Annotated in this window: 16 protein-coding genes and 4 tRNA genes; 5 read left to right on the forward strand and 15 right to left on the reverse strand. The window is 64.7% G+C overall.

Features of this window, described 5'->3' with window-relative positions:
- Positions 1–14: 14 nt before the first annotated feature.
- A complete protein-coding gene (locus BDW41_RS22880) occupies positions 15–311 on the forward strand; it encodes a hypothetical protein (RefSeq protein ID WP_146217275.1) in 297 nt (98 codons plus the stop codon).
- Positions 312–1,194: 883 nt separating this feature from the next.
- On the opposite strand, the gene BDW41_RS00895 is transcribed toward BDW41_RS22880, so the two are convergent.
- The 9 genes from BDW41_RS00895 to BDW41_RS00935 all read right to left on the reverse strand — a co-directional run bounded on the left by BDW41_RS00895 (position 1,195) and on the right by BDW41_RS00935 (position 11,529).
- On the reverse strand, positions 1,195–2,730 hold the full coding sequence (locus tag BDW41_RS00895; protein ID WP_074547505.1) for an oligosaccharide flippase family protein: 1,536 nt from the start codon (positions 2,728–2,730) through the stop codon (positions 1,195–1,197).
- Between the two features lie 51 nt (positions 2,731–2,781).
- A complete protein-coding gene (locus BDW41_RS00900; protein WP_233496727.1) occupies positions 2,782–4,578 on the reverse strand; it encodes a hypothetical protein in 1,797 nt (598 codons plus the stop codon).
- On the reverse strand, positions 4,527–5,531 hold the full coding sequence (gene galE / locus BDW41_RS00905) for a UDP-glucose 4-epimerase GalE (RefSeq protein WP_083337562.1): 1,005 nt from the start codon (positions 5,529–5,531) through the stop codon (positions 4,527–4,529). Before galE ends, BDW41_RS00900 begins: the two co-directional genes overlap by 52 nt.
- 2 nt (positions 5,532–5,533) lie before the next feature.
- Positions 5,534–6,355: an alpha/beta hydrolase gene (locus BDW41_RS00910; RefSeq protein ID WP_074547503.1), complete on the reverse strand. Its 822-nt coding sequence runs from the start codon at positions 6,353–6,355 to the stop codon at positions 5,534–5,536.
- Positions 6,355–7,131, reverse strand: coding sequence for an alpha/beta hydrolase (locus tag BDW41_RS00915; RefSeq protein ID WP_074547502.1), 777 nt, complete (start codon positions 7,129–7,131; stop codon positions 6,355–6,357). The genes BDW41_RS00910 and BDW41_RS00915 overlap by 1 nt, the downstream gene beginning before the upstream one ends.
- Positions 7,128–8,471 carry an outer membrane beta-barrel protein gene (locus BDW41_RS00920; RefSeq protein WP_158536960.1) on the reverse strand — a complete coding sequence of 448 codons (1,344 nt, stop codon included), beginning with the start codon at positions 8,469–8,471 and terminating at the stop codon, positions 7,128–7,130. Before BDW41_RS00920 ends, BDW41_RS00915 begins: the two co-directional genes overlap by 4 nt.
- Positions 8,472–8,546: 75 nt before the next feature.
- Entirely contained in the window at positions 8,547–9,326 is a 780-nt protein-coding gene (locus tag BDW41_RS00925) for a polysaccharide biosynthesis protein (protein ID WP_233496728.1), read from the reverse strand.
- A 2-nt stretch (positions 9,327–9,328) separates the two neighbouring features.
- A complete protein-coding gene (locus BDW41_RS00930; protein WP_233496729.1) occupies positions 9,329–10,873 on the reverse strand; it encodes an XrtA system polysaccharide chain length determinant in 1,545 nt (514 codons plus the stop codon).
- Positions 10,874–10,905: 32 nt separating this feature from the next.
- Positions 10,906–11,529 carry an XrtA/PEP-CTERM system exopolysaccharide export protein gene (locus BDW41_RS00935; RefSeq protein WP_199535244.1) on the reverse strand — a complete coding sequence of 208 codons (624 nt, stop codon included), beginning with the start codon at positions 11,527–11,529 and terminating at the stop codon, positions 10,906–10,908.
- A 353-nt stretch (positions 11,530–11,882) separates the two neighbouring features.
- On the opposite strand from BDW41_RS00935, the gene BDW41_RS00940 reads away from it, so the two are divergent.
- On the forward strand, positions 11,883–12,683 hold the full coding sequence (locus BDW41_RS00940) for a glucose 1-dehydrogenase (RefSeq protein WP_074547498.1): 801 nt from the start codon (positions 11,883–11,885) through the stop codon (positions 12,681–12,683).
- Positions 12,684–13,028: 345 nt separating this feature from the next.
- Here the strand turns inward: BDW41_RS00940 and BDW41_RS22885 are convergent, their stop codons facing one another.
- Positions 13,029–13,496: a hypothetical protein gene (locus BDW41_RS22885; protein ID WP_146217276.1), complete on the reverse strand. Its 468-nt coding sequence runs from the start codon at positions 13,494–13,496 to the stop codon at positions 13,029–13,031.
- 384 nt (positions 13,497–13,880) lie between these two features.
- On the opposite strand from BDW41_RS22885, the gene BDW41_RS00945 reads away from it, so the two are divergent.
- The 3 genes from BDW41_RS00945 to BDW41_RS00955 all read left to right on the forward strand — a co-directional run bounded on the left by BDW41_RS00945 (position 13,881) and on the right by BDW41_RS00955 (position 18,100).
- Positions 13,881–15,209 carry a DUF1214 domain-containing protein gene (locus BDW41_RS00945; RefSeq protein WP_074547496.1) on the forward strand — a complete coding sequence of 443 codons (1,329 nt, stop codon included), beginning with the start codon at positions 13,881–13,883 and terminating at the stop codon, positions 15,207–15,209.
- Positions 15,210–16,001: 792 nt separating this feature from the next.
- Positions 16,002–16,658 (forward strand): 5,6-dimethylbenzimidazole synthase, encoded by a 657-nt coding sequence (bluB, locus tag BDW41_RS00950; RefSeq protein WP_074547495.1) that lies wholly within the window; start codon positions 16,002–16,004, stop codon positions 16,656–16,658.
- Between the two features lie 89 nt (positions 16,659–16,747).
- Complete coding sequence (locus tag BDW41_RS00955; RefSeq protein ID WP_074547494.1) at positions 16,748–18,100, forward strand: hypothetical protein; 1,353 nt, start codon at positions 16,748–16,750, stop codon at positions 18,098–18,100.
- A gap of 59 nt (positions 18,101–18,159) precedes the next feature.
- On the opposite strand, the gene BDW41_RS00960 is transcribed toward BDW41_RS00955, so the two are convergent.
- From BDW41_RS00960 to BDW41_RS00980, 5 genes are all read right to left on the reverse strand, one after another.
- Complete coding sequence (locus tag BDW41_RS00960) at positions 18,160–18,357, reverse strand: hypothetical protein (protein ID WP_146217277.1); 198 nt, start codon at positions 18,355–18,357, stop codon at positions 18,160–18,162.
- A 387-nt stretch (positions 18,358–18,744) separates the two neighbouring features.
- Positions 18,745–18,820: transfer RNA gene (locus tag BDW41_RS00965), tRNA-Lys, on the reverse strand.
- A 31-nt stretch (positions 18,821–18,851) separates the two neighbouring features.
- A tRNA-His gene (locus BDW41_RS00970) sits at positions 18,852–18,928 on the reverse strand.
- Between the two features lie 13 nt (positions 18,929–18,941).
- Positions 18,942–19,018, reverse strand: a tRNA-Arg gene (locus BDW41_RS00975).
- A 27-nt stretch (positions 19,019–19,045) separates the two neighbouring features.
- Positions 19,046–19,122, reverse strand: a tRNA-Pro gene (locus BDW41_RS00980).
- Between the last annotated feature and the right edge of the window lie 147 nt (positions 19,123–19,269).

Below are 19,269 nucleotides of genomic sequence, written 5' to 3' on the forward strand. Positions count from 1 at the left end.
GGTAGCAATTGTGAATGGCTGCGGTTCTGTGGGAAGAGGAGAAGGTTGGGCATTTCCGCCGGCAGCACTACAGCCTTCACAATGGCCTGACCACCCCTACGGTGGTGAGGCGTCAATCTAGCCTCACGGCTTCATTCTTTAGCCCGTCATTCCTGCGAAGGCAGGAATCCAGTGACTTTGCTTTTGTTTGTCGCGTGACGGTGATGGGCTTCCTCGTGCGCTCCCGCGACCGGGCCGCCTGCGCGGCGGGCGTTTCGACCTTCTGCCGAAGGCTGAGTCACTTTTCTTTTGCTGGCCCAAAAGAAAAGTAACCCAAAGAAAATGGCCTTCAGAGCCAACGCTCGTAGCATTTCGTAGGGATAAGCCCGAACGGGTGAGGTGCGTTGTGGCTTGGCAACCTTCGCCGCTACATAGTGGGTAGTTCGACGCGCTTCGCAACGCGCCGTGGCGGAGAGGGCTTAAAGCAGCTCGCGCTACGCTTCCCGACCGCTGAGGCTAGGTAAAGGGGACGCTACGCTTCCCAACCGTTTTGGAGAACTCGCCGCCTTACGGCAAGCCATTCCCGTAGCGTGCCGCTTAACTTCCTCAGCACGTTCCAACACGGCACCTCACTCCTGCCTTTGGAGCTGATTCAAAGCTCGCGTGTATGCACATTTTCCCTCCCGTCATCCCCGCGAAAGCGGGGATCCAGCGACTTTATTCGCTGCGAGAAGGATTAAAGACACCGGATCCCGCTTTCGCGGGGATGACGGTGAGGGAACCGGGGTCGCTCCGGAGATTTTGAACAAGCCTAGGACAGGCGCTCCGCGCCTGCCTCGACGCGAAGTGCCGCGCAGCGGCACGAGCCGTCGGCTCGATGCTCTTGATCTTCCAGGGCCCCGGATGAGGCGCCTTCCGGGCTTCGCCCGGAAGGCGCCTCATCCGGGGGGCCCTTCTCTTTGGTTACTTTCTCTTGGGCAAGCAAGAGAAAGTAACCCGGACCGCGGCAGCGGTTCGGAACGCCCGCTGCGTAGGCGGCCCGGTCGCGGCAGCGTCGAAAAGTGCGGACCACACTTCACACGACAACCCAGCGCAAAGTCACTGGATCCCTGCCTTCGCAGGGATGACGGTTCTTTTGAAGTGATGAGGCTAGAGCGGCCCCTCACCCCAACCCTCTCCCCATAGGGGAGAGGGAGAAAGCCCGGCGCGCCTTGGCTAAGGCGCCACCCTCTCCACCGGCCCCTGCAACACCCCAATCACCCTCTTCACCACCCGCCCCAACAGCCCCAACTTATCGGTGATCATCCCCATCAACCGGTAATCCTCCTCGCTCCAGTAACGCACCAGGAAACTGGCCGGCAGGAACACCGCCGTGAATGCAACCGCCCCCGCGAGAAACGCGAAATGCCCCGGCGTCACACTCGCCACCAGCCACCCTGCCCCGGTCGCCAGCAACGCCACCACCAGCAACCTCGACATGACGGCCACCGGCAGGCCGGCGCTGGCCACGCGGCGGATGTAGAAGGTGCAGATCACCAGTTCGGCCAGGCGCGTGCCTGCGTAGCAGAGCACCGCGCCGAGCAGGCCGAAGCGCGGAATCAGGCTGAAGCCGAGTACCACGTTGATGACCAGCGCGGAGCCCGAGATGCGCAGGCGGTCCCATTGGCGATCGGTCACCACCTGGAACGCCGCGATGCTGTTGGTGATCAGCAGCAGGCCCGCGAGCACCAGCGTCACCTCGATGGCGGGAATCGCGTCCACGTATTTGTTGCCGTACATCAGCGTGACCAGGCCCGGCGTGGTGACGAAGCCGAGGCCCGCGATCATCAGGCCGGTGGCCCAGTAGAAGCGCGTGGCTTCGGCCAGCACACGCGTGGCCTGGCCCTGTCCGTTCTGCCCGAAGGCGCGTGCCATGTACGGCAGCAGTGTGGAGGTAAGGCCCACCGAGAACAGCTCCACTGCGCCGCGCGTCAGCGTGCCGGCGATGGCGAAGAAGCCCACCGCGGTGGAGTTGGCGTAGGTGTTGAGCAGGAACACCTCGATGGTGTTGGTCTTCAATGCCAGCAGCAGGATCAGCACCGCCGTGAGCCGAAGGTGCCGCGTCAAACGCCGGGACAATTCATCGGGCACGTCGCCCGGCCCGAACGGCAGGCAATAGCGGCGATAGGCGATGCGGTTGATCAGGTTCAGCGTCAGGCAGGAGATGGTGAAGATGCCCACGAAGGCGATCAGACCGGCATGGAACACGGTCGCCAGCACTACCAGCGCCAGCATGATCACGCCCGATATCACGGTGGCGATGGACACCGGCTCGAAGCGCTCCTGTCCCTTGGAAATCGCCACCCACAGGCTGTAATTGGCCTTGGCCACCACGCCGACGGCGACCAGCACGGTGATGGGCAGGATGAAGCCCGTCCACTCCTGCGGACGGATGATCGTCACGCCCACGAAGAACAGCGCGATCACGATCGCGCAACTCCATGCCTGGTTGCGCGCCAGCCGATAGGAGATATGCGAGGCCACCTCCGGCGTGCCTGCGCCATACGCTTCGGCGATGAACTTGGTGGACGACGTGGTCAGCGCGTGGTTGCTGAAGGTCATCAGCCAGCCGCACAGCCACACGGTGAACGCGTAGCGGCCGAAATCCGCCGGCCCCAGCGCGCGCGCGATCCACACGCTGATGAACAGACCCAGCGCGTACTCCACGTAGGTGGACGCGGAGACCAGCGCCACGCTGCGAAGAGCTGCCATCCTACGATTCATCTGCACCTGCCCTTGTTCATCGATCTGTTCCTGGCCGCCCTAGTGGGCCGTTTGCGCCAACGGCGACGTCGCGCCGCTGCCGGGCGGTTGCTGGAGAAACCACATCGCCACGCCTGCGCCCCGGTTGTTCCAGTTGAAGCGGCGCAGCGTTTCGCTGATCTGCGCGCACTCGGTGTTGTAAGAAGTCGACAGTGCGTCGATGCGCTTCCGGTAGGCTGCGCTCTGCGCCGGATCGCGCTCGAAGTAGTAGGCGGCCGCCATCGGCATGACCAGTTCGACGTTGTGCGCGTCGCTGTACCAGCCGTCGGAATCCTCGATGTCGGCGAGCTTCTTGTGGCTGGCCTGCGAAGACGACCAGTACCAGGCAATCTGGCCGTTGGAACCCGAACACGGGTTGCGCCAGTCATGGCCCTGCACGATGGTGCTCACGTCGATCCAGCCGTAGCGCTCCATGTAGCGCCCGAACGCGGTGATCATCTCGGGTATGCGCTTGTCGCCGGTGACGAGCCACGTGTGCCACAGCCCATCGATGATGTTCTCGCTCATCCACGGCGAATTGCCGCGCACGTCGCGCTCGGGATTCCACGAATCGTCCTCGTGCAGGTTCCAGCTGCTGCGCCATGAGCCGTCGTTGCCGAGCTTGTCCGGGTTGTTGCGCTGATGGTCGTACAGCCAGCCCACCCGCTCGCGCGCCCACTCCAGGTAACGCGTGCTGCCGGTGAGTTCGTAGGCATTGATGGTCGCCAGCAGGCCCAGGCCCGCCAGGCGTTCGGTGAAGCGCTGGCCCGGCTCGGTATACGGACCGGCTTCGCCGCTCCAGCCGTTGTGCCGCCACAGGATGGCCATCTTGTCGACCAGTTCGGCGTCGTGCTCGCTGTCGTCACCGGTCAGCGCCAGCGCGAGCAGGATGGGCTCGACGTAGACGTACTTCACGTCGCAGGGTTCCTTACCGTACGTCCAGCCGCCACCGCAGAAAGGGCTGAACGGCATGCCGTCGCGCTTGATGTACTTCATGTAGAAGTGATAGCTCTCGTCCGCCGCCTGCAGGTAATCGAACCGACCGGTGCGCACATAGGCCTTGAACAGCGTGCTCGGCCGGTCGAACAACCATGCGGTGTGGTCGTCGGCAGGCAGCTTGCGCGCCCATTCGAACTGCGTGGCCACATAGTTGGCATAAGCCTCGCCCTTGGCGGCGGGCACCTGCGGACCGGCGATCAGCGACGCGCACAGCCATGTCGGCTCCAGCGTGGCCAGCGCCGCCGCCACGCGAACGCCGTGCGCGTCGGGCACCAGTTCTTGCGCATACGGCCAGCCCGGCATGTCCCTCGTGCGCGGCTTGCCGAGCGCGAAGTAATACGTGCCCTCGCCTTTCACCAGCTGCGCCTGGAATTGCGCACGCACCGCGCGGATGCTGCGGTCGCGCGCGTACCACAGCAAGGTGGCATCCACGTGCGCGGGCACCTCGTTGCCTGTTGCATCGAGAATGCGCACTTGATGGGCATCGCGCAGCATGGAAGGCGGGAACGGAATGCCCACCGAAACGCGCACCTCCGCAGCATCGCCCACGTTCTGGTGCACGACGATGCGTTGCGCCGCGGCGCTGTCCTGCGGCACCTGTGCGGCGGGCGGTTCCTGCGCCTTTGTCGCAGCCGCAGGCGATGTGCGATGCGAATGCGAGGCCGCCACGGTCGTGAACGCCAGCAAGGCGAAGCACAGCACCAGCGCCGCAACGCATCGCCCGGCCTGATGCGCAGGCCGAGCGGCGACGGGTACAGCCGGCGCCATCACGCCACCGACGACAGCGGCGCGCGCTGGCTGACCATCTTGCGTTCCCACGTCAGCGCCGTGCGCACGATGAAATCCAGATCGTCGTACTGCGGGTGCCAGTCCAGCACCTGTTTCAGCCGGTCACTGCAGGCGATGAGCATGGCGAGGTCGCCGTCGCGCCTGGGGAATTCGACGATATTCAGCGGGTGGCCGCCGACGCGCGCCACCGCGTCCAGCACCTCGCGCACGCTGTAGCCGTGGCCGTAGCCGCAGTTGAGCTTGAGCGAGGCGCCGCCCGCGCGCAGATGATCGAGCGCGCGCAGATGCGCCGAGGCCAGGTCTTCCACGTGGATGTAATCACGGATGCCGGTGCCGTCGGGCGTGTCGTAGTCCGTGCCGTAGATCGCCATGTATTCGCGCTTGCCCACCGCATGTTCGCAGGCCGCCTTGATCAGCAGCGTGGCCGATGGCGCCGAGTGGCCGATGCGCCCCTTGGGATCGCAGCCGGCGACGTTGAAATAACGCAGGATCACGTGGCGCATCTGTCCGGTGGCGCAGTAGTCGCACAGCATCATCTCCGACATGAGCTTGGACATGCCGTATGGGTTGGCGGGCCGCGTCGGCGTGTCCTCGTCGGCCACGCCCTGGTCGGTCAACCCGTACACGGCCGCGGTGGATGAGAAGATGAACTTGTCCACGCCGGATGCCGCGCACGAGGCCAGCAGGTTGCGCGTATTGCAGGTGTTGTTGCCGTAGTACTTCAGCGGATCGCTGACCGATTCGGGCACCACCGTATGCGCCGCGAAATGCATGACGGCGTCGATGCGATGCGCGCGGAGCACGGCGCCGACCAGTTCCGCATCCCCCACGTTGCCCACCACCAGGTCCGCGCCGCGCACGGCTTCGCGATAACCCGTGCTCAGATTGTCGATCACCACCACATGTTCGCCCCGCGCCACCAGCTGCTGGACGACGTGACTCCCGATGTAGCCGGCTCCGCCGGTAACAAGCACCTTGTGCATACTCACGTACCTGGTCGCGTGATCGGAAAGTGGCGTCCCATCCATTGCACGACGTGGGTTATCAGTCGCTGGCGGTCGCCGCTGAAAACGTAGGTGTGGTCCGTTTCCTTGAAGAAGCTGACATCGACGCCGGGATGGTCGGCCAGCCGCCCGAAGCATTCGCGGAATTGGCGGATGTGGTTGAAGTACCGCGCCACGCCGCCGCTGTAGACGAAGTCCAGCTTGAGCCCGCGCCCCAGCATGTCGGCAAGCTGCGCGCGCACCACCTTGGGCGGCAGCGGCTCCACCACGAAGGCCGGCTCGGCCGGTCGCGGCGATGCGGGCGCGTGACGCCGCGACAGGCGGTTGCGCCACGAGGCGATGCTCAGCAGGCGCGGCAGATAGTGGCGAACGCGCTGGCCCAGCGTGCGGTGTCCGTAGCCATCGAGGAAGAAAGCGCCCGCCACGCGCGGGTCGGCGTGCGCCGCCGAGTGGGCGTTCTGCGCGCCAGAGCACAGCCCGAACAGGACGAAACGCGAACAGCCCGACTGCTGCTTGAGCAGCTCCATGGCATCGCGCACGTCCGCCACCACCTGCTCCTCGCGCGACAGGCGCTGGCCGCTGGCGCCGCTGTCGCCAATGGTGGACATGTCGAAACGCAAGGTCGGATAGCCCAGCGCGTTGAGCCGGCGCGACAGGTCCACGTGCAAGCGGAACGGACCCACGCGATACACCAGGCCCGCATTGAGGAAGATCACGCCCACGCCATGATCGATCACGGCGGGCAGCCCCACCACGCCGACCAGATGCCGTGCCGCGCCGAAACGGAACGCCTGCTCGTGCATCACGCCATCTCCTTCAGGCAGCGCCTGGCGGCGTCGAGCAGCGGATGCGAGAGGATCGCCAGTTCCAGGCTGTCCACGTCGTCCCAGCGCGGGGTCACGTCCACGCTGATGCGTTTCCTGGCGCAGCGCTCGTCGGGCTGCGAGGCCTCGTCGATCACTGCCGAGGAAAGCCATACCGACGCCATGCCCGGATCGAGCAGGCGCAGCTGCCGCAATTGCCCGCGCAGGTGGTCGCCGCGTTCAAAGCCCGGCCACTGGCTACTGACGTCCAGCTCCGGGCGCGCATATTCGAAACGGTTGAGGTCGACCTTGAGCGCCTCCTGCATGCGGTCGTACTGGCGAACCAGCGCCTCGCCGTCGGTGATCGCATCCCAGGCCACCACGCCATCCAGCCGCGCCGCCTGCGCCACGGCCAGCGCCGCATTGGCGCCCAGGCGCGCGCCGAAGGCGAGCACGCGGCCGCCGCCGTGTCGCGCACGCAGCTCGGCGGCGGCGGTGATCACATCGGCAAGGCAGCGCGTCCAATCGAACTCGCGGCTGGTGCCGACCGAATCGCCGGTGCCGAAGTAGTCGAAACGCAGCACCGGCAGGCCGCTCTCCGCCAGCCCGTGCGCCAGCTGGCGATACAGCCGGTGGCAACGGATCTGCTCCACGCCGAAGGGCGGGCACAGCAACACCGCCGTGCCCGTCACCGGCGCGGCGGGATGATAGAAGCCGAACAGCTCCCGCCCCGGCCCGAAGTAGAACGGCAACTCCGCTTCGATGCGCGCTTTCATCGGCGATACACCACGCCCACGATGAACTCGTTCTCGTGGTAGCTCTGCAGCGCAGCGGTACTGGCGCGCAGCTGGCGCGTGTAGCCCGCGCGCCAGCTCCAGTGCTGCGTGAATTCATGGCTGATCGCCACGCCGAAGCGCGTGGTCTTGTCCGTGCGGTTGAGCGCGGTGTAATCGATGTGCTGGTAGTCGGCGAAACCCGTCAGCGTCAGCGTGGGGCGCAGCTTGTAGTCCACTGCGATGTCGGCGCTCTTTTCCTTCTGGTTGAAGGTCGGCGTGTTGAGGTAGTCGAGCTTGCGGTACACCGGCGCCACGGTGATCGAGAGGCGGTCGCCGCGATAGCTGTAGGTGCCCTGCACGCTCTTGTCCAGGTACACGGTGGAGTCCACCACCACGGTGCCGGTGTTGAGGCCGCGGTTCGGATCGTTGATCAGGTCCAGCGGGTTGCTGGACACGTTGGTCATGCTGTCCACGATGGTCTGGCCGGGCTGCAGCAACATGTCCTGCGCGGCGTCCGAGAACTCGTAGATGCCGGTCAGGGTGAAACTGTTCCGCGTGCTCGGCCGCCAGCCCAGGGTGAACCGCGCCATGGGCTTGGACGCGCTGGGCGCATGGTTGAAGTCCACATAGTTCCAGCCCAGCAGCGCATCCACGTCGAAATACCTCAGCGTGTGGACGTAGTGGGCGTAGATCTCGTCGCGCGTGTAGTTGGGCCCCGCCGTTGCGGTCTTCAGGTCGACGCGCTGCGACTCCAGGTTCAACGACACCTGGGTGGTGGGGCTCACGTCGCGGATCACGCGAAACGCGCCCAGCCCGCGCGAGGAATCGAAATCGTCCACCTTGGAGGCATAGCTGTTGACGTACTTCAGCTCCACCTGGCCACGCGTGGCCGCATTGAAGTCGAAGTGCAGGATCGGGCCCAGCGACAGTACGTTGGTCTGCTGCAGGTTGTTGGGCGCGTTGCTGGCCAGCGTGTCCACCGGCTGCACGCCGGCATCGTCTTCCACGCTGAAATCCAGACGCTGCGGAATCGCCGACCAGTTCACCTGTGCGCTCAGCGTGCCCAGCGTCTGGTTGTCGAACTGGCTGCTGCTGTAGGCGAGATATTCGGCCGTGCCGACCACGTTCGCCTGGATGGTCGAACCCAGCTGCCGATACGCGAAGTTGATGCCCGGGGTGATGACGCTGCTGCTCACCGGGTTGTCGGTGGACAGGGCGATGTTGTCGCTGTGCTCCACGCTGGTGAACAGCGAATAGGCGAAGTCCCCGGCCCACGAACAGCCGGGCACCACGACCAGCGCGAGCATGGTGGCGCGGGCAAGCCTGTTGTATGCCGGCATATCCATTCCTCTGACCGTTTCCCCCTTGGGGTGCCGTTCCATCCCGGGACGGCACCTCCCTCCCCGTCCTTCCGTCTAGGGCGCCTGGTTGAACACCACTCCTGCGAGCTTGCTGGGCTCGAAATGACTCAGTGCCTGGCTGATGGATCCGGGCGTGTCGCGCCCGTAACCCGCCACCACCACCACGAAATCGGCCAGGTCCGCGAGAATGCGCGCATCGGGTGCGCCCTTGATGGCCGGGCCATCGAGGAACAGATAGCGGTCCGCATAGCGCGAGCGCAGCGAATCGATCACCGCGCGCATGCGATGCGAAGTGAAGTATTCGCTGCTGCTCTCGCGCGGCTTGCCGGCCGGGATCAGACGCAGATGCGGCACGCCCGTGTGATAGATGATCGACTCCAGGCCAATGGCGGGATGGTCCATCAGGTCGCTCAGGCCGCCACGGCCGGGCTCCACGCCCATCACCTTGTGCTGGTTCGGGTACCGCACGTTGCAGTCGATCAGCAGGCTGGTCTTGGCCTCGTCGAAGGCAAACGCCGCCGCCAGATTGCGCGCCACGAAACTGCTGCCCGAATGCGGGCTCACCGCTACCACCAGCGTCACGAAATTCTGGTGCCCGCCCATGGCGAGCAGGCGCGTGCGGATCTCGCGGAAGGCGTCGGACTGCTGCCGCACCGACTCCTCGCGATGGATCATGCGCCGCTGTTCCAGCTGGATCGGCGCCAGCGCGCCGCCCGCCTCGTGCATGCGCGCGATGGACTGGCTGGACGATTTGCGCATTTCCAGGCTGTGCGCCGCCGCTTCCAGCACTTCGCTGATGCGGTCGGACATGTTGTCGTCTTCGAGATTCTTCATGGTCATCCCTTCAGCCGGATCCACACGGCAACGAGGTAGACGGCGATCACGCCGGCCACGATCAGCGCCACCGTCATGTTGCGCATGCGGTCGCGGCGGCGATCGGCCGGCGTGGGATAGAACGGAATGGTCGCCAGCACCGGCGCGCCGATGGCCTGCTCCAGCTGCCACACGGAGCGCACGCGCGGGTCGAACCACACCAGCGCGAGCAGCAGGCCCAGCGGCAGGATCAGCGACAGGCCCATGCCGGCGAGCCCAAAGTGCATGAAGCGCAGGCCCGAAGGCGTCAGCGGCATCACCGCGGGGTTCTGCACCAGGAAGGTGAGCCCGCGCTGCTCGGCGTCCAGGTTCATCGACACGCGCGCGTTCTCGCGGCGCTTGAGCAGGTCCTGGTACACGTCGCGGTTGACGTTGTAGTCGCGGGTCAGCTCGGCGGTGACGTTTTCCGAACTGGCGATGCGCGTGGCGCGCTCCAGTTCCGACTGCAGCATCGCCTCGCTCGCGCCCATGCGCGCCGCCGCGGCGGCGCTGGCCGCGCGGGCGGAGGCCAGCTGCGTCTTGATCTGCTGGTAGGCGGGATTGAAGGTGACGTTGTTGTCCAGCGCGATGGGCGTGCCGGCAGCCTGCGCCGCCTGCGCGCGCTGGTCTTCGCTGGCGAGCTGCTTCTTCAGGTCCTCGATCTGGTGGCGGATGCGCACCACGTCCGGATACGAATCCGTATAGGTCAGCTGCAGCTTGCTCAGTTGCCCCTGCAACTCGCCGATCTGCGCCTGCAGGATGCCGCCCGTGGTCTGCACCGTGCTCACTTCGGATTCGCCGTTCAACTGCGCGGCCAGCGAGCCCTCCTGCGAGCGACGCTCCATCATGTCCATGCGCGCCGATTCGATCTGCGTGCGCAACTGGCTGATGCGCGCCGACGTGTCGGCCTCGCTGCCGGGCCGCGCATCGGCATTGGCGTCGCGATAGGCCTTCAGCTTGTCTTCCGCGTCGGTGAGCTTGGCGCGGTATGCCTCGACCTGGCTGTTGATGAACTCGTAGGCCTCGCGGCTTTCGCGCTGCTTGGAAGCGAGGCTTTCGCTGATGAACAGCTGCGCGAACGCGCGCGCCACCTCGTAGGTGCGGCGGGCGTTGTTGTCGCTGTAGGTGATGGTGATCAGGTTGTCATGCGTGATCTGCACCTGCGTGCGGGTCTTGATGCCCTCGGCGATGCGGTCCTGCTCCACCGGCGTGGGGTTGGCGGCCATCCAGCCGCCGGCCTCCAGGATCTTCGCCATCACCTTGCGGCTGAAGATCACGTCGCGCGCCATGCTCGCGCGGTTCTTGTTTGCCGTAGGCGCGGCGGCGCCTTCCATCAGCGGCGTGATGATGCTGCTTTCCTGCGCCAGGATGGTGGTGGACGCGACGTACTTGCGCGGCCACAACATGCCTGCCGTCAAGGCAGCCAATGCGATCAAGGCAAACGCGATACCCAGCGCAAGGCGGCGGCGACGCGCCTCGTTGACCAACGCTGGTACCAGGCTTGCCATCGGCCTGAGTTCTCCGCTCATGTCGATGTCCTCCCCTTACCCTTCAGGCGGCCTCAGAACGACCGCATCGGAACCGTGACAACGTCCCCCGGCTGCACCGGGTAGTTGGTGTCGAGATCGCCCTTCTGCAGCACCTTGTCCAGGCGCACGGCATAAGGCGTGGTCACGCCGTTCTTGCCTTCGCGGAACAGCTCGGTGCGGTCCGGCGCCGCGAATTCCGTGGTGCCGCCCGCCGCCAGCACGGCATCCAGCACGGTCATGCCCTGGCGATAGGGAATGGACACCGGTTGGCGCACCGCGCCCGTCACGCGCACGCGGGACAGATATTCATGGCTGCGCAACGCCGTGAGGATCACCGCCACCTGCGGGTCGCGGATGTACGAGGTCAGCTTGTCCTTGATCTCGGCAGCGACTTCCTCCGGCGTCTTGCCGCCGGCCATCACGTCGCCGATCAGGGGCACGGTGATCTTGCCGTCCGGCCGCACCGGCACGCTCACGCTCAGCTCCTGGTTCTGCCAGACCGTGACCTGCAACTGGTCGTCGACACCGATCCGGTAGGTGGACACCGCCTGCGCGGCCGGGTCGACCTTCGGCGCCTCGGTCGAAGCGCCCCCGGTAGCGCAGCCGCCAAGCAGCGCGGCAGCGCAAACAGCGAACAACAGAGGAAGTACTTTCATGGTGGGCCCCCTGCAACACAAAATGTGAACTGCGTCACTTACGAGTATATCCACGGCCCTCAGAAACTTGACAAAACCATTGGTTCTATGTCTTGCCGCACATGGATTCCGTAAAAATGCCCTGCGCCGCGCCACCGCGGCCGGCAAGCGAAGCGCCGCAGACGCCCGTACACCAATGGAAGCGAAACCCCTTGCGGAGCCCACGCACCGCGCCGGCTGCCAGATTTAGGCCGTTTGGCCGATGGCATGCCGACATCGCCGCCGCGTCCCTTTCACTCGCCCGCACCGGCGCCAGGCTTTAGCCTTCCAGGGTCGCGCCGTCCGCGCAGCGCTTTTGACGAGGAACACCCCGCATGACCACCACGCCTTCCATCGCCGCGTTCGACGCCACGCCGCTCGCCGGCAAGACCATCCTCATCACGGGCGGCGCGCAAGGCATCGGCCGCGGCATCGCGCAGGCCGTGCTCGGCGCGGGCGGCAACGTTTTCATCGGTGACCTGGATGCCGAAGCCGGCAAGGCCTGCATAGCCGAATGGAACGTCGGCAAGCGCGCCGCGTTCGGCGTGCTCGACGTTTCCCGCGAGGCCAGCGTCCGCCGATGGATAGCCGCCGCACGCAAGCGCTTCGGCCCGCTGCATGGGCTGGTCAATAACGCCGGCATCGCGCATGCGCACACCGGCCCGCTCGGCGAGCTATCGCTGGACCTCTGGAACCGCTACCTGGCCACCAACCTCACCGGCACGTTCCTGTGCAGCAAGCACATGCTGGACGACCTGAAACAGCACAAGGGCGCCGTGGTGAACATCGCCTCCACGCGCGCCCTGCAATCGGAAGCGGATTCGGAAGCCTATGCCGCCACCAAGGGCGGCCTGCTCGCGTTCACGCATGCGCTCGCGATAAGCGCCGGCCCGCACGTCAGGGTCAACGCGATACTTCCCGGATGGATCGCCACCGACGCCTGGCGCAAACCCACCGAACGCCACGCACCCGCACTCAGCCGCCGCGACCATGCGCAGCACCCGGCCGGCCGCGTCGGCACCCCGGAAGACATCGGCGCACTGGCGGTGTTTCTGCTCTCGGCGCAGTCGTCCTTCATCACCGGCCAGCACTTTGTCGTGGACGGCGGCATGACGGTGAAGATGCAGTACGTCTGAGTTGTCCTGGTCGGATCACATCCCTGGTTTGCTGAGCACGCACCGATTGGCTACCGAATAAACGCTTACCGGGCGACGAATTCGACGTTGCCCTGCACCACCAAACTCACACGTGAATACGGATCCCAAAAGTCGACTGCGGACTTTTCCATGGCCGCCCCGCTCTCTTTACCCGTGAAGCATTGCGACTCAGAGTCTACCTAGCCCCGGCGCTCCATACTTCAAAGGAAAAAAAGGCCCGACCATGTCGGGCCCTTTTCTTAGGCTGGTTTCGATCCAGGCGACGCTTGGCCCTACTACCTCAGCCCTCGTTTTCCGTTCGGATCGCGCCAGTCCGCGAATACGTCAGCACCAGTGATAGCCGATGGTGCCGCCACCATTGCAGGTCGCGAGCTGGGTGATATATGCAGTCAACACGAATTGCTGGCCTGTTGTCGTGTTGTATGCCGTGGCGGTCACCGTTTCATTAAAATCGTCGCCATTGGCGCGAAACTGGACAGTACAGTTGGCTCCGGTAGTGCACCCCACAAGGCCGTAGATGCGCGGCTGCGAAGGAATGTTCCAGCTATAGGTGTAGCTACCGGCCGGAAGATTGAGGAAGTTGAACACCGCCTGATAGGTACCCGAGGGCACCGGTCCTGAGCATGAAAGTCCGGGCGCATTCGGGAATGGGTAGACCTGACACACGAGCTGTGGCGAAGGCGTATCCGTGGGGGAAGCGGCGATGCGCGCGGCGTGCGACGCGTTTTGGGCGGAAGCGCTGCCGATGAACATCAAGCCCGCGACGAAGGCGGTGACAAGAAACGGTTTCATATGAGCACCCCTACAAGGCCTCGGATTGAGGCCGGAAGATTGGGCTCGCATCACCAATCAAACCACAGTAGGACATCAACGCATCAATGCGTAGGCGCACACCTACATTGCGCATTCGTGTGCGACGCCTCGCAATTCGGCACGCGCACCTCGGAAATACACGCACATTTGATGGCAACTGTGCAAGCTGCCGTTTCTCTCTGTAGGCTGAGCAGTCGGTTGCTCGCGTCGCGCCCGGATCGAGCCGCCCATTGTCGAAGCGGCGTACCGCGAATGCCTGGCACCAATGGCGGTAAAAATACCTAATTCCAAGAAGTAGTCTTGCTGAAGAAATCTCCGGCCCACAAGGCGCAGGCTTTGCGTATTCCCAATCGGAGACCTTTCATGAAGCCTCGCGCCCGTCACCTGGCTGTTGCCCTGGGAACGCTCTTCGCCGCGGCGGCCTACGGCCAGGCGAAGCCATCGCTGCCGTCGGATCAGGAGGTGAGCGATAGCTACATCTATCTGCTCAGCCGGCTGCTTGTGCTGAATCAGGAGCAGGCGGATTTCGCCAGTGGCTTCCAGTGGAACCAACTGGTCCATCGCAAGGTGGGCGACGTGGCGTGGCCTAACCCCAATCTCGATGTCGCGTATTCGGAAGCCTGGGTAGCCATCGACGAGAGGAGCTGCGCGCTGGTGACGGTTCCGAAGGTGGAGAAACGGTATTACACCGTGCAGTTTCTCAACGGCTGGGGCGAGACCTTGGCCAACATCAATGAGCGCGTCTTTCCGCAACGCCCCTACGGCGAATTCGCCGTGTGCCTGAAAGGCGTGGATATCGCGCTTCCAGCAAGCGTGCAGCGCGTGGATGTATCCAGCAAGACGCTGCGCGTGCTCTCGCGCGTGGAACTGGGAGCCACCCCGGACGAAGCCGTGGCCTTGCAGAAGAAGTTCAGCATCCGCAGCAGCGGCCATCCGGCCATTCCCGAGGTGCCCAAGACCGTGCGTTTCGACATCGAGAAGCTGCCGGGCGCGGCCGCGTTCGACTCCGCGACCCTCGCGCTGGACAGCGCGGCCGACATCAACCCGGGCATGGAGAACCTGCAGGCCAACACGCGCGCCATCGCCGAGGCCATCAAGGACCCCGCCGCGCGCCAGCATGTGGACGAGGTGATCCATCAGAAGGCCATCCCTGCGATCTACAAGGCATCGCCCACGCTGGGCGACGGCACGGTCAAGAACGGCTGGGCCTTGCCCACCACCATCGGCGTTTATGGCCACAACTGGCTGTTGCGCACCCTGGTGAACCTGGGCGGCATCTGGGCGAACTCCTATGAGGAAGTGATCTACTACAAGGCGTTTCTCGGCCCCGACGGCAAGCCTCTCAACGGCGATCACGCCTACGCCATGCGCTTCGAGAAAGACCAGTTGCCGTCGCTCTACGCGACCTATTTCTGGTCGGTGATTGCGGTGGATGCGGTGCACCGCCGCGTCCTGCCGAACCCGATGAAGCGCTATCTGCTGAGCAACTTCTCCAAGCTCGCCTACGGCGCGGATGGTTCGCTCACGCTGTACCTCGGTGCCGACAAGCCCGCGAACGCGCCAGAGAGCAACTGGATCCCGACGCCCAAGGGAACGGGCTACAGCCTCACCTTCCGCTTCTATCGACCCAAGGGTGCGGTGGCGGATCGTGCCTACTTTCCGCCGGCGCTCAAAGAGCAGCAGGGTCCGTAGAAAACGGGCGACGTTCGACTTGGCGCATTCTGTCGGACGGCCTGCGTTGCCGGGAACAAGACAAACCGCGCAAGGAAAAAGAAAAACCTCGGCTTCAGATGGACAAACCCTGACGCGCCAACCCCGCAGCAGGCCTACAAAACCAGGCCACCGCGAAACACCGACTTTGCTAGGTTAGCGAGGCTGCTCGCAGGGGTCTTTGGACGGGGTTTGCGGGCGGTCGCGGCAGCGATGCCGCGAGCAGCGCGGGCTGCAGGTGCTAGAACACCTGCAGCCCGCTAACCATCACCAACTAGATAGGAGTTGATCATGGCTACGCCGGATCATAAGGCACGCGCACATCCGTCTTTCAGCAAAGACGATCACCTCACACCGTTCCCGGACAGTTCGCACACCGCGAACACGGCCGCGATTGCGCACCGCGATGCGCCGCACGGGCCCATGACACGCCCAAGCGTCAACCACCCTGCCCGTCGACAGCAAGGCTGGGCTCCGCATGGGGCAACGCGTGCCGCATGCGGAGATGGGCGAACACGCATGGGTCAACGCCCCCGCAGGGACCTGCGCAGCGCGAGCGCGCCGCGCCGTTGAGCACCGGGACAGTCGGCCACGCGCCGACGTGAGTGTGTTGCGAGCCGATGGATCGCCCCTGTGGCGTGGCGGATAGGTGTCCGTCGCGCCACACCCGGCAACGGCGGCCATCGCGCGTGCCCACGTGCCGCGGGCGGTATCATCGCGGGGCCTTGCCGCCAGCCGCGCCAGGTGTCCGCCATCACCGCAGGCCCACGTCCCATGAACCGCTACAGCGACGGCGATATCGCCGCCATTTACCGCGTGATCGAGCAACGACGCGACATGCGCCATTTCCTGCCCGAGCCGCTGGAACCCGCGCTGCTGCAGCGCCTGCTCCGCGCCGCGCACCTGGGCCCCAGCGTCGGCTTCATGCAGCCGTGGCGCTTTATCCGCATCACGGACACCGACTTGCGCCAGCGCATCCACGCACTGGTGGACGAGGAACGCCGCCACACGGCCGACGCGCTCGGCGAGCGCCAGGACGAGTTCATGCGGCTGAAGGTCGAAGGCGTGCTCGATTGCGGCGAACTGCTGGTGGCCGCCCTGATGGATCGGCGCGAGCGGCACGTATTCGGACGCCGCACCATGCCGCAGATGGATCTGGCCTCCGTGGCCTGCGCCATCCAGAACCTGTGGCTGGCCGCACGCGCCGAAGGCATTGGCATGGGCTGGGTGTCGCTGTTCGATCCGGAAGCCCTGGGCGCGCTGCTCGGCCTGCCGCCGGGCGCCACACCCGTCGCCGTGCTCTGCCTGGGCCATGTGCCGGCGTTCTATGCCGAGCCCATGCTGCAGCAGGAGAAATGGGCCAATCGCCAGCCGCTGGACGCGATGGTGTTCGAGAACACGTGGCGGCATGAGGATGCCAACCCGGCGTGAGCTGAGCCGCGCGGTTGGCGACGCCGCTCCATTTCCTCCTGCTGCCCGCTCGCCTAGACTCGGGCGAATACCCATGGAGGAGTGGCGCGATGCGACATGCAGAGCTGCTGGTTTCCCTCTGCCTGCTGATGGCGCTGATGGCCGCAAGCCTGCCGGCCTCCGCAGAGCCTGCAGGGAGCGCACACGTCACCCTGGGGCAGTCCACCCTGCCCTTGAACAGGCCTTGGAAGTTCCATATCGGCGACGACCCGCGCTGGTCCGCGCCCGACTTCGATGACAGCGCCTGGGAAACCGTCGATCTCACGCCCGCGCCCGGCGCGCACGACGGCGACGTTGGGTTGCCGAGCTACGTTTCCGGATGGAGCCGACGCGGCCATGCGGGCTACACGGGTTATGCGTGGTATCGGCTCACCATCACCGTGGACAGCAAACCCGGCGCGCCACTCGCCCTGGCAGGGCCAACCCTGGTGGACTCGACCTACGCGCTTTACGTCAATGGAAAACGCCTCGGTGGGCCGGGCGTGTTTTCCGGTGCGCACCCCACCGTGTTCGGCGTTCGCCCAAGTGTCTATGCGTTGCCCGCATCCGCATCGGCGGCCACGCAAACCTACGTGGTCGCGTTTCGCGTGTGGATGGATCCCGTCGATGCGGGTGACGACAACGGCGGCCTGCATGTCGCACCCACGCTGGGTTACGCCGACGACATCGAGCGCCTGCATCAGGTGCAATGGCTGCAAACCTTCAAAGGCTACGTGGTGGACGCGGCCGAGCCGATGGCATTCACGCTGCTGGCCGTCATGGTGATCGCGCTGATCGCATGCCGCACCCGCGACGCCTACCGCTGGCTGGTGGCCGCGCTGTTGCTGCTCGCGTTGCTGCGCGTCCAGCAGGTGCTGTTCTACTGGACGGACGCTCTGAGCCTGCGCACCTACGACATCGCGACCACCATCATCCTCAAACCGCTCAACCTGACTGCGTGGACGCTGGCGTGGCGCGACTGGTTTCGCCTCGGCAGAAAACCCTGGCAACGCCACGCCATCGGCGCGCTTACCGTGGCTTATGCACTCTTCGCCCTCGTCGGCCGCCCCTGGTTTGCGCCGGACGCATTGCAAGCGTTCAAGCCCGCGGCCGATATCGGCGTGCAAGGTGTTCGGCTGATCTATGCCGCGATCTATCTATGGATCATCGGGCTGGGCGTGATTCGCCTGGCGAGGCCATCCGCCTTCCTCGCTGCGCTCGCCGCCCTGCTCGTCGGCATCGGCCTGTTCGCCACCGAACTCAATGCGCTGGGCATTCCGGGCATCTGGTTTCCCTACGGCACCGGCGTCGCGAGAGGCCAGTATGCGTATGCCGCGTTTATCGCGCTGTTGTTCGTGCTGATCCTGGGGCGGATGGTGGGTTATGCGCGAAGCCGGGGGAATGGTGTTGCGTTTATGCGGTAGGTTTGTTCTGCGCACGCGTGATCACCCCGGATTCCGCTGCGCTGCATCCGGGCTACGGCTTAGTAGCCTCGTGGCTGGGTGAAGGCGCCTTCGACGATCTGTGCTATCAGGGCGTGTGCGTCGGCAGGATCCTTTCCGCCCGCGCCGCCCCAGGTCAGCGTCGCCGCGCCGTTCTTCGAGGTATCCAGGATCATCGCGGCGCGATAAGGCGCGAAGCCGCCAATCTCGTAGAACACCACGCAGCGATCGTTCGACACGGCACCGATCAGCAACCGCCGCCAGGGCAAGCGCGGGCCTTTCGCGATGACATCGGTGGCCTGGTAAGGCTGCCCGGGATTGGCCAGCTCGGCATCGCGCGTATGCGTCAGCGCCCCGCCAAAGTTCTAGTCAGGAATTCACCGCCGCCAAAGCGGCGTGAACGCATCCTGGATGCCCCGGTAAGAAGATACGTTTGATGGCGCCAAAGGTCTGTAGGCGAATTCCTACGTGACGAATGCGGGGCTGTTCAGAGACTTGGAGGGAGCACTGCGCCCCTTGTTAGACCGGGCTTAGTTGATATCCCCGGAGTTCCACGAAGATTGTTAGCCAGGACTAATACGCCCAAAGAAAAAGGCACTTAGCTTGCGCTAAGTGCCTGATTCAATTGGTGGGCCGTCTAGGATTCGAACCTAGGACCAATTGATTAAGAGTCAACTGCTCTACCAGCTGAGCTAACGGCCCGGAAAACTCATATTGTCTTTAACTGCTCAACTGGGGTGGAAGATGGGACTCGAACCCACGACCCTCGGAATCACAATCCGATGCTCTAACCAGCTGAGCTACATCCACCGCATTGTTGAACTGGCGCGCCCGACAGGAATCGAACCTGCAACCGTCGGCTTAGAAGGCCGATGCTCTATCCGGTTGAGCTACAGGCGCTTGTGCACATTGTGCATAGCATCTGCATGGTCGGGGCAGAGGGATTCGAACCCCCGACATCCAGCTCCCAAAGCTGGCGCTCTACCAGGCTGAGCTATACCCCGATTTCGAACCCTCAACCGCTTTCGCGGGCTGAAGCTTTGAAATGCTACGGGTGACGCCTAGCCTAGTCAATCCGTATCAAAGCACACCGAACATCCATCGTTCGTTCGGTCCGTTTGGCGATTCACTGCCTTGCGGTGCAAGCCGCG

Source organism: Dyella sp. AtDHG13 (assembly GCF_003201105.1).
Lineage (GTDB): Bacteria > Pseudomonadota > Gammaproteobacteria > Xanthomonadales > Rhodanobacteraceae > Dyella > Dyella jiangningensis_B.

What these genes read in the sequence shown, in the direction of transcription:
- BDW41_RS00910 (WP_074547503.1), bottom strand. Translation starts at nt 6,355, where the DNA reads ATGCACGAGCAGGCGTTCCGTTTCGGCGCGGCACGGCATCTGGTCGGC.
- BDW41_RS00920 (WP_158536960.1), bottom strand. Translation starts at nt 8,471, where the DNA reads ATGCCGGCATACAACAGGCTTGCCCGCGCCACCATGCTCGCGCTGGTC.
- BDW41_RS00940 (WP_074547498.1), top strand. Translation starts at nt 11,883, where the DNA reads ATGACCACCACGCCTTCCATCGCCGCGTTCGACGCCACGCCGCTCGCC.
- BDW41_RS00930 (WP_233496729.1), bottom strand. Translation starts at nt 10,873, where the DNA reads ATGAGCGGAGAACTCAGGCCGATGGCAAGCCTGGTACCAGCGTTGGTC.
- BDW41_RS00955 (WP_074547494.1), top strand. Translation starts at nt 16,748, where the DNA reads ATGCGACATGCAGAGCTGCTGGTTTCCCTCTGCCTGCTGATGGCGCTG.
- BDW41_RS22880 (WP_146217275.1), top strand. Translation starts at nt 15, where the DNA reads ATGGCTGCGGTTCTGTGGGAAGAGGAGAAGGTTGGGCATTTCCGCCGG.
- BDW41_RS22885 (WP_146217276.1), bottom strand. Translation starts at nt 13,496, where the DNA reads ATGAAACCGTTTCTTGTCACCGCCTTCGTCGCGGGCTTGATGTTCATC.
- BDW41_RS00895 (WP_074547505.1), bottom strand. Translation starts at nt 2,730, where the DNA reads ATGGCAGCTCTTCGCAGCGTGGCGCTGGTCTCCGCGTCCACCTACGTG.
- bluB (WP_074547495.1), top strand. Translation starts at nt 16,002, where the DNA reads ATGAACCGCTACAGCGACGGCGATATCGCCGCCATTTACCGCGTGATC.
- BDW41_RS00925 (WP_233496728.1), bottom strand. Translation starts at nt 9,326, where the DNA reads ATGAAGAATCTCGAAGACGACAACATGTCCGACCGCATCAGCGAAGTG.
- galE (WP_083337562.1), bottom strand. Translation starts at nt 5,531, where the DNA reads ATGCACAAGGTGCTTGTTACCGGCGGAGCCGGCTACATCGGGAGTCAC.
- BDW41_RS00915 (WP_074547502.1), bottom strand. Translation starts at nt 7,131, where the DNA reads ATGAAAGCGCGCATCGAAGCGGAGTTGCCGTTCTACTTCGGGCCGGGG.
- BDW41_RS00945 (WP_074547496.1), top strand. Translation starts at nt 13,881, where the DNA reads ATGAAGCCTCGCGCCCGTCACCTGGCTGTTGCCCTGGGAACGCTCTTC.
- BDW41_RS00935 (WP_199535244.1), bottom strand. Translation starts at nt 11,529, where the DNA reads ATGAAAGTACTTCCTCTGTTGTTCGCTGTTTGCGCTGCCGCGCTGCTT.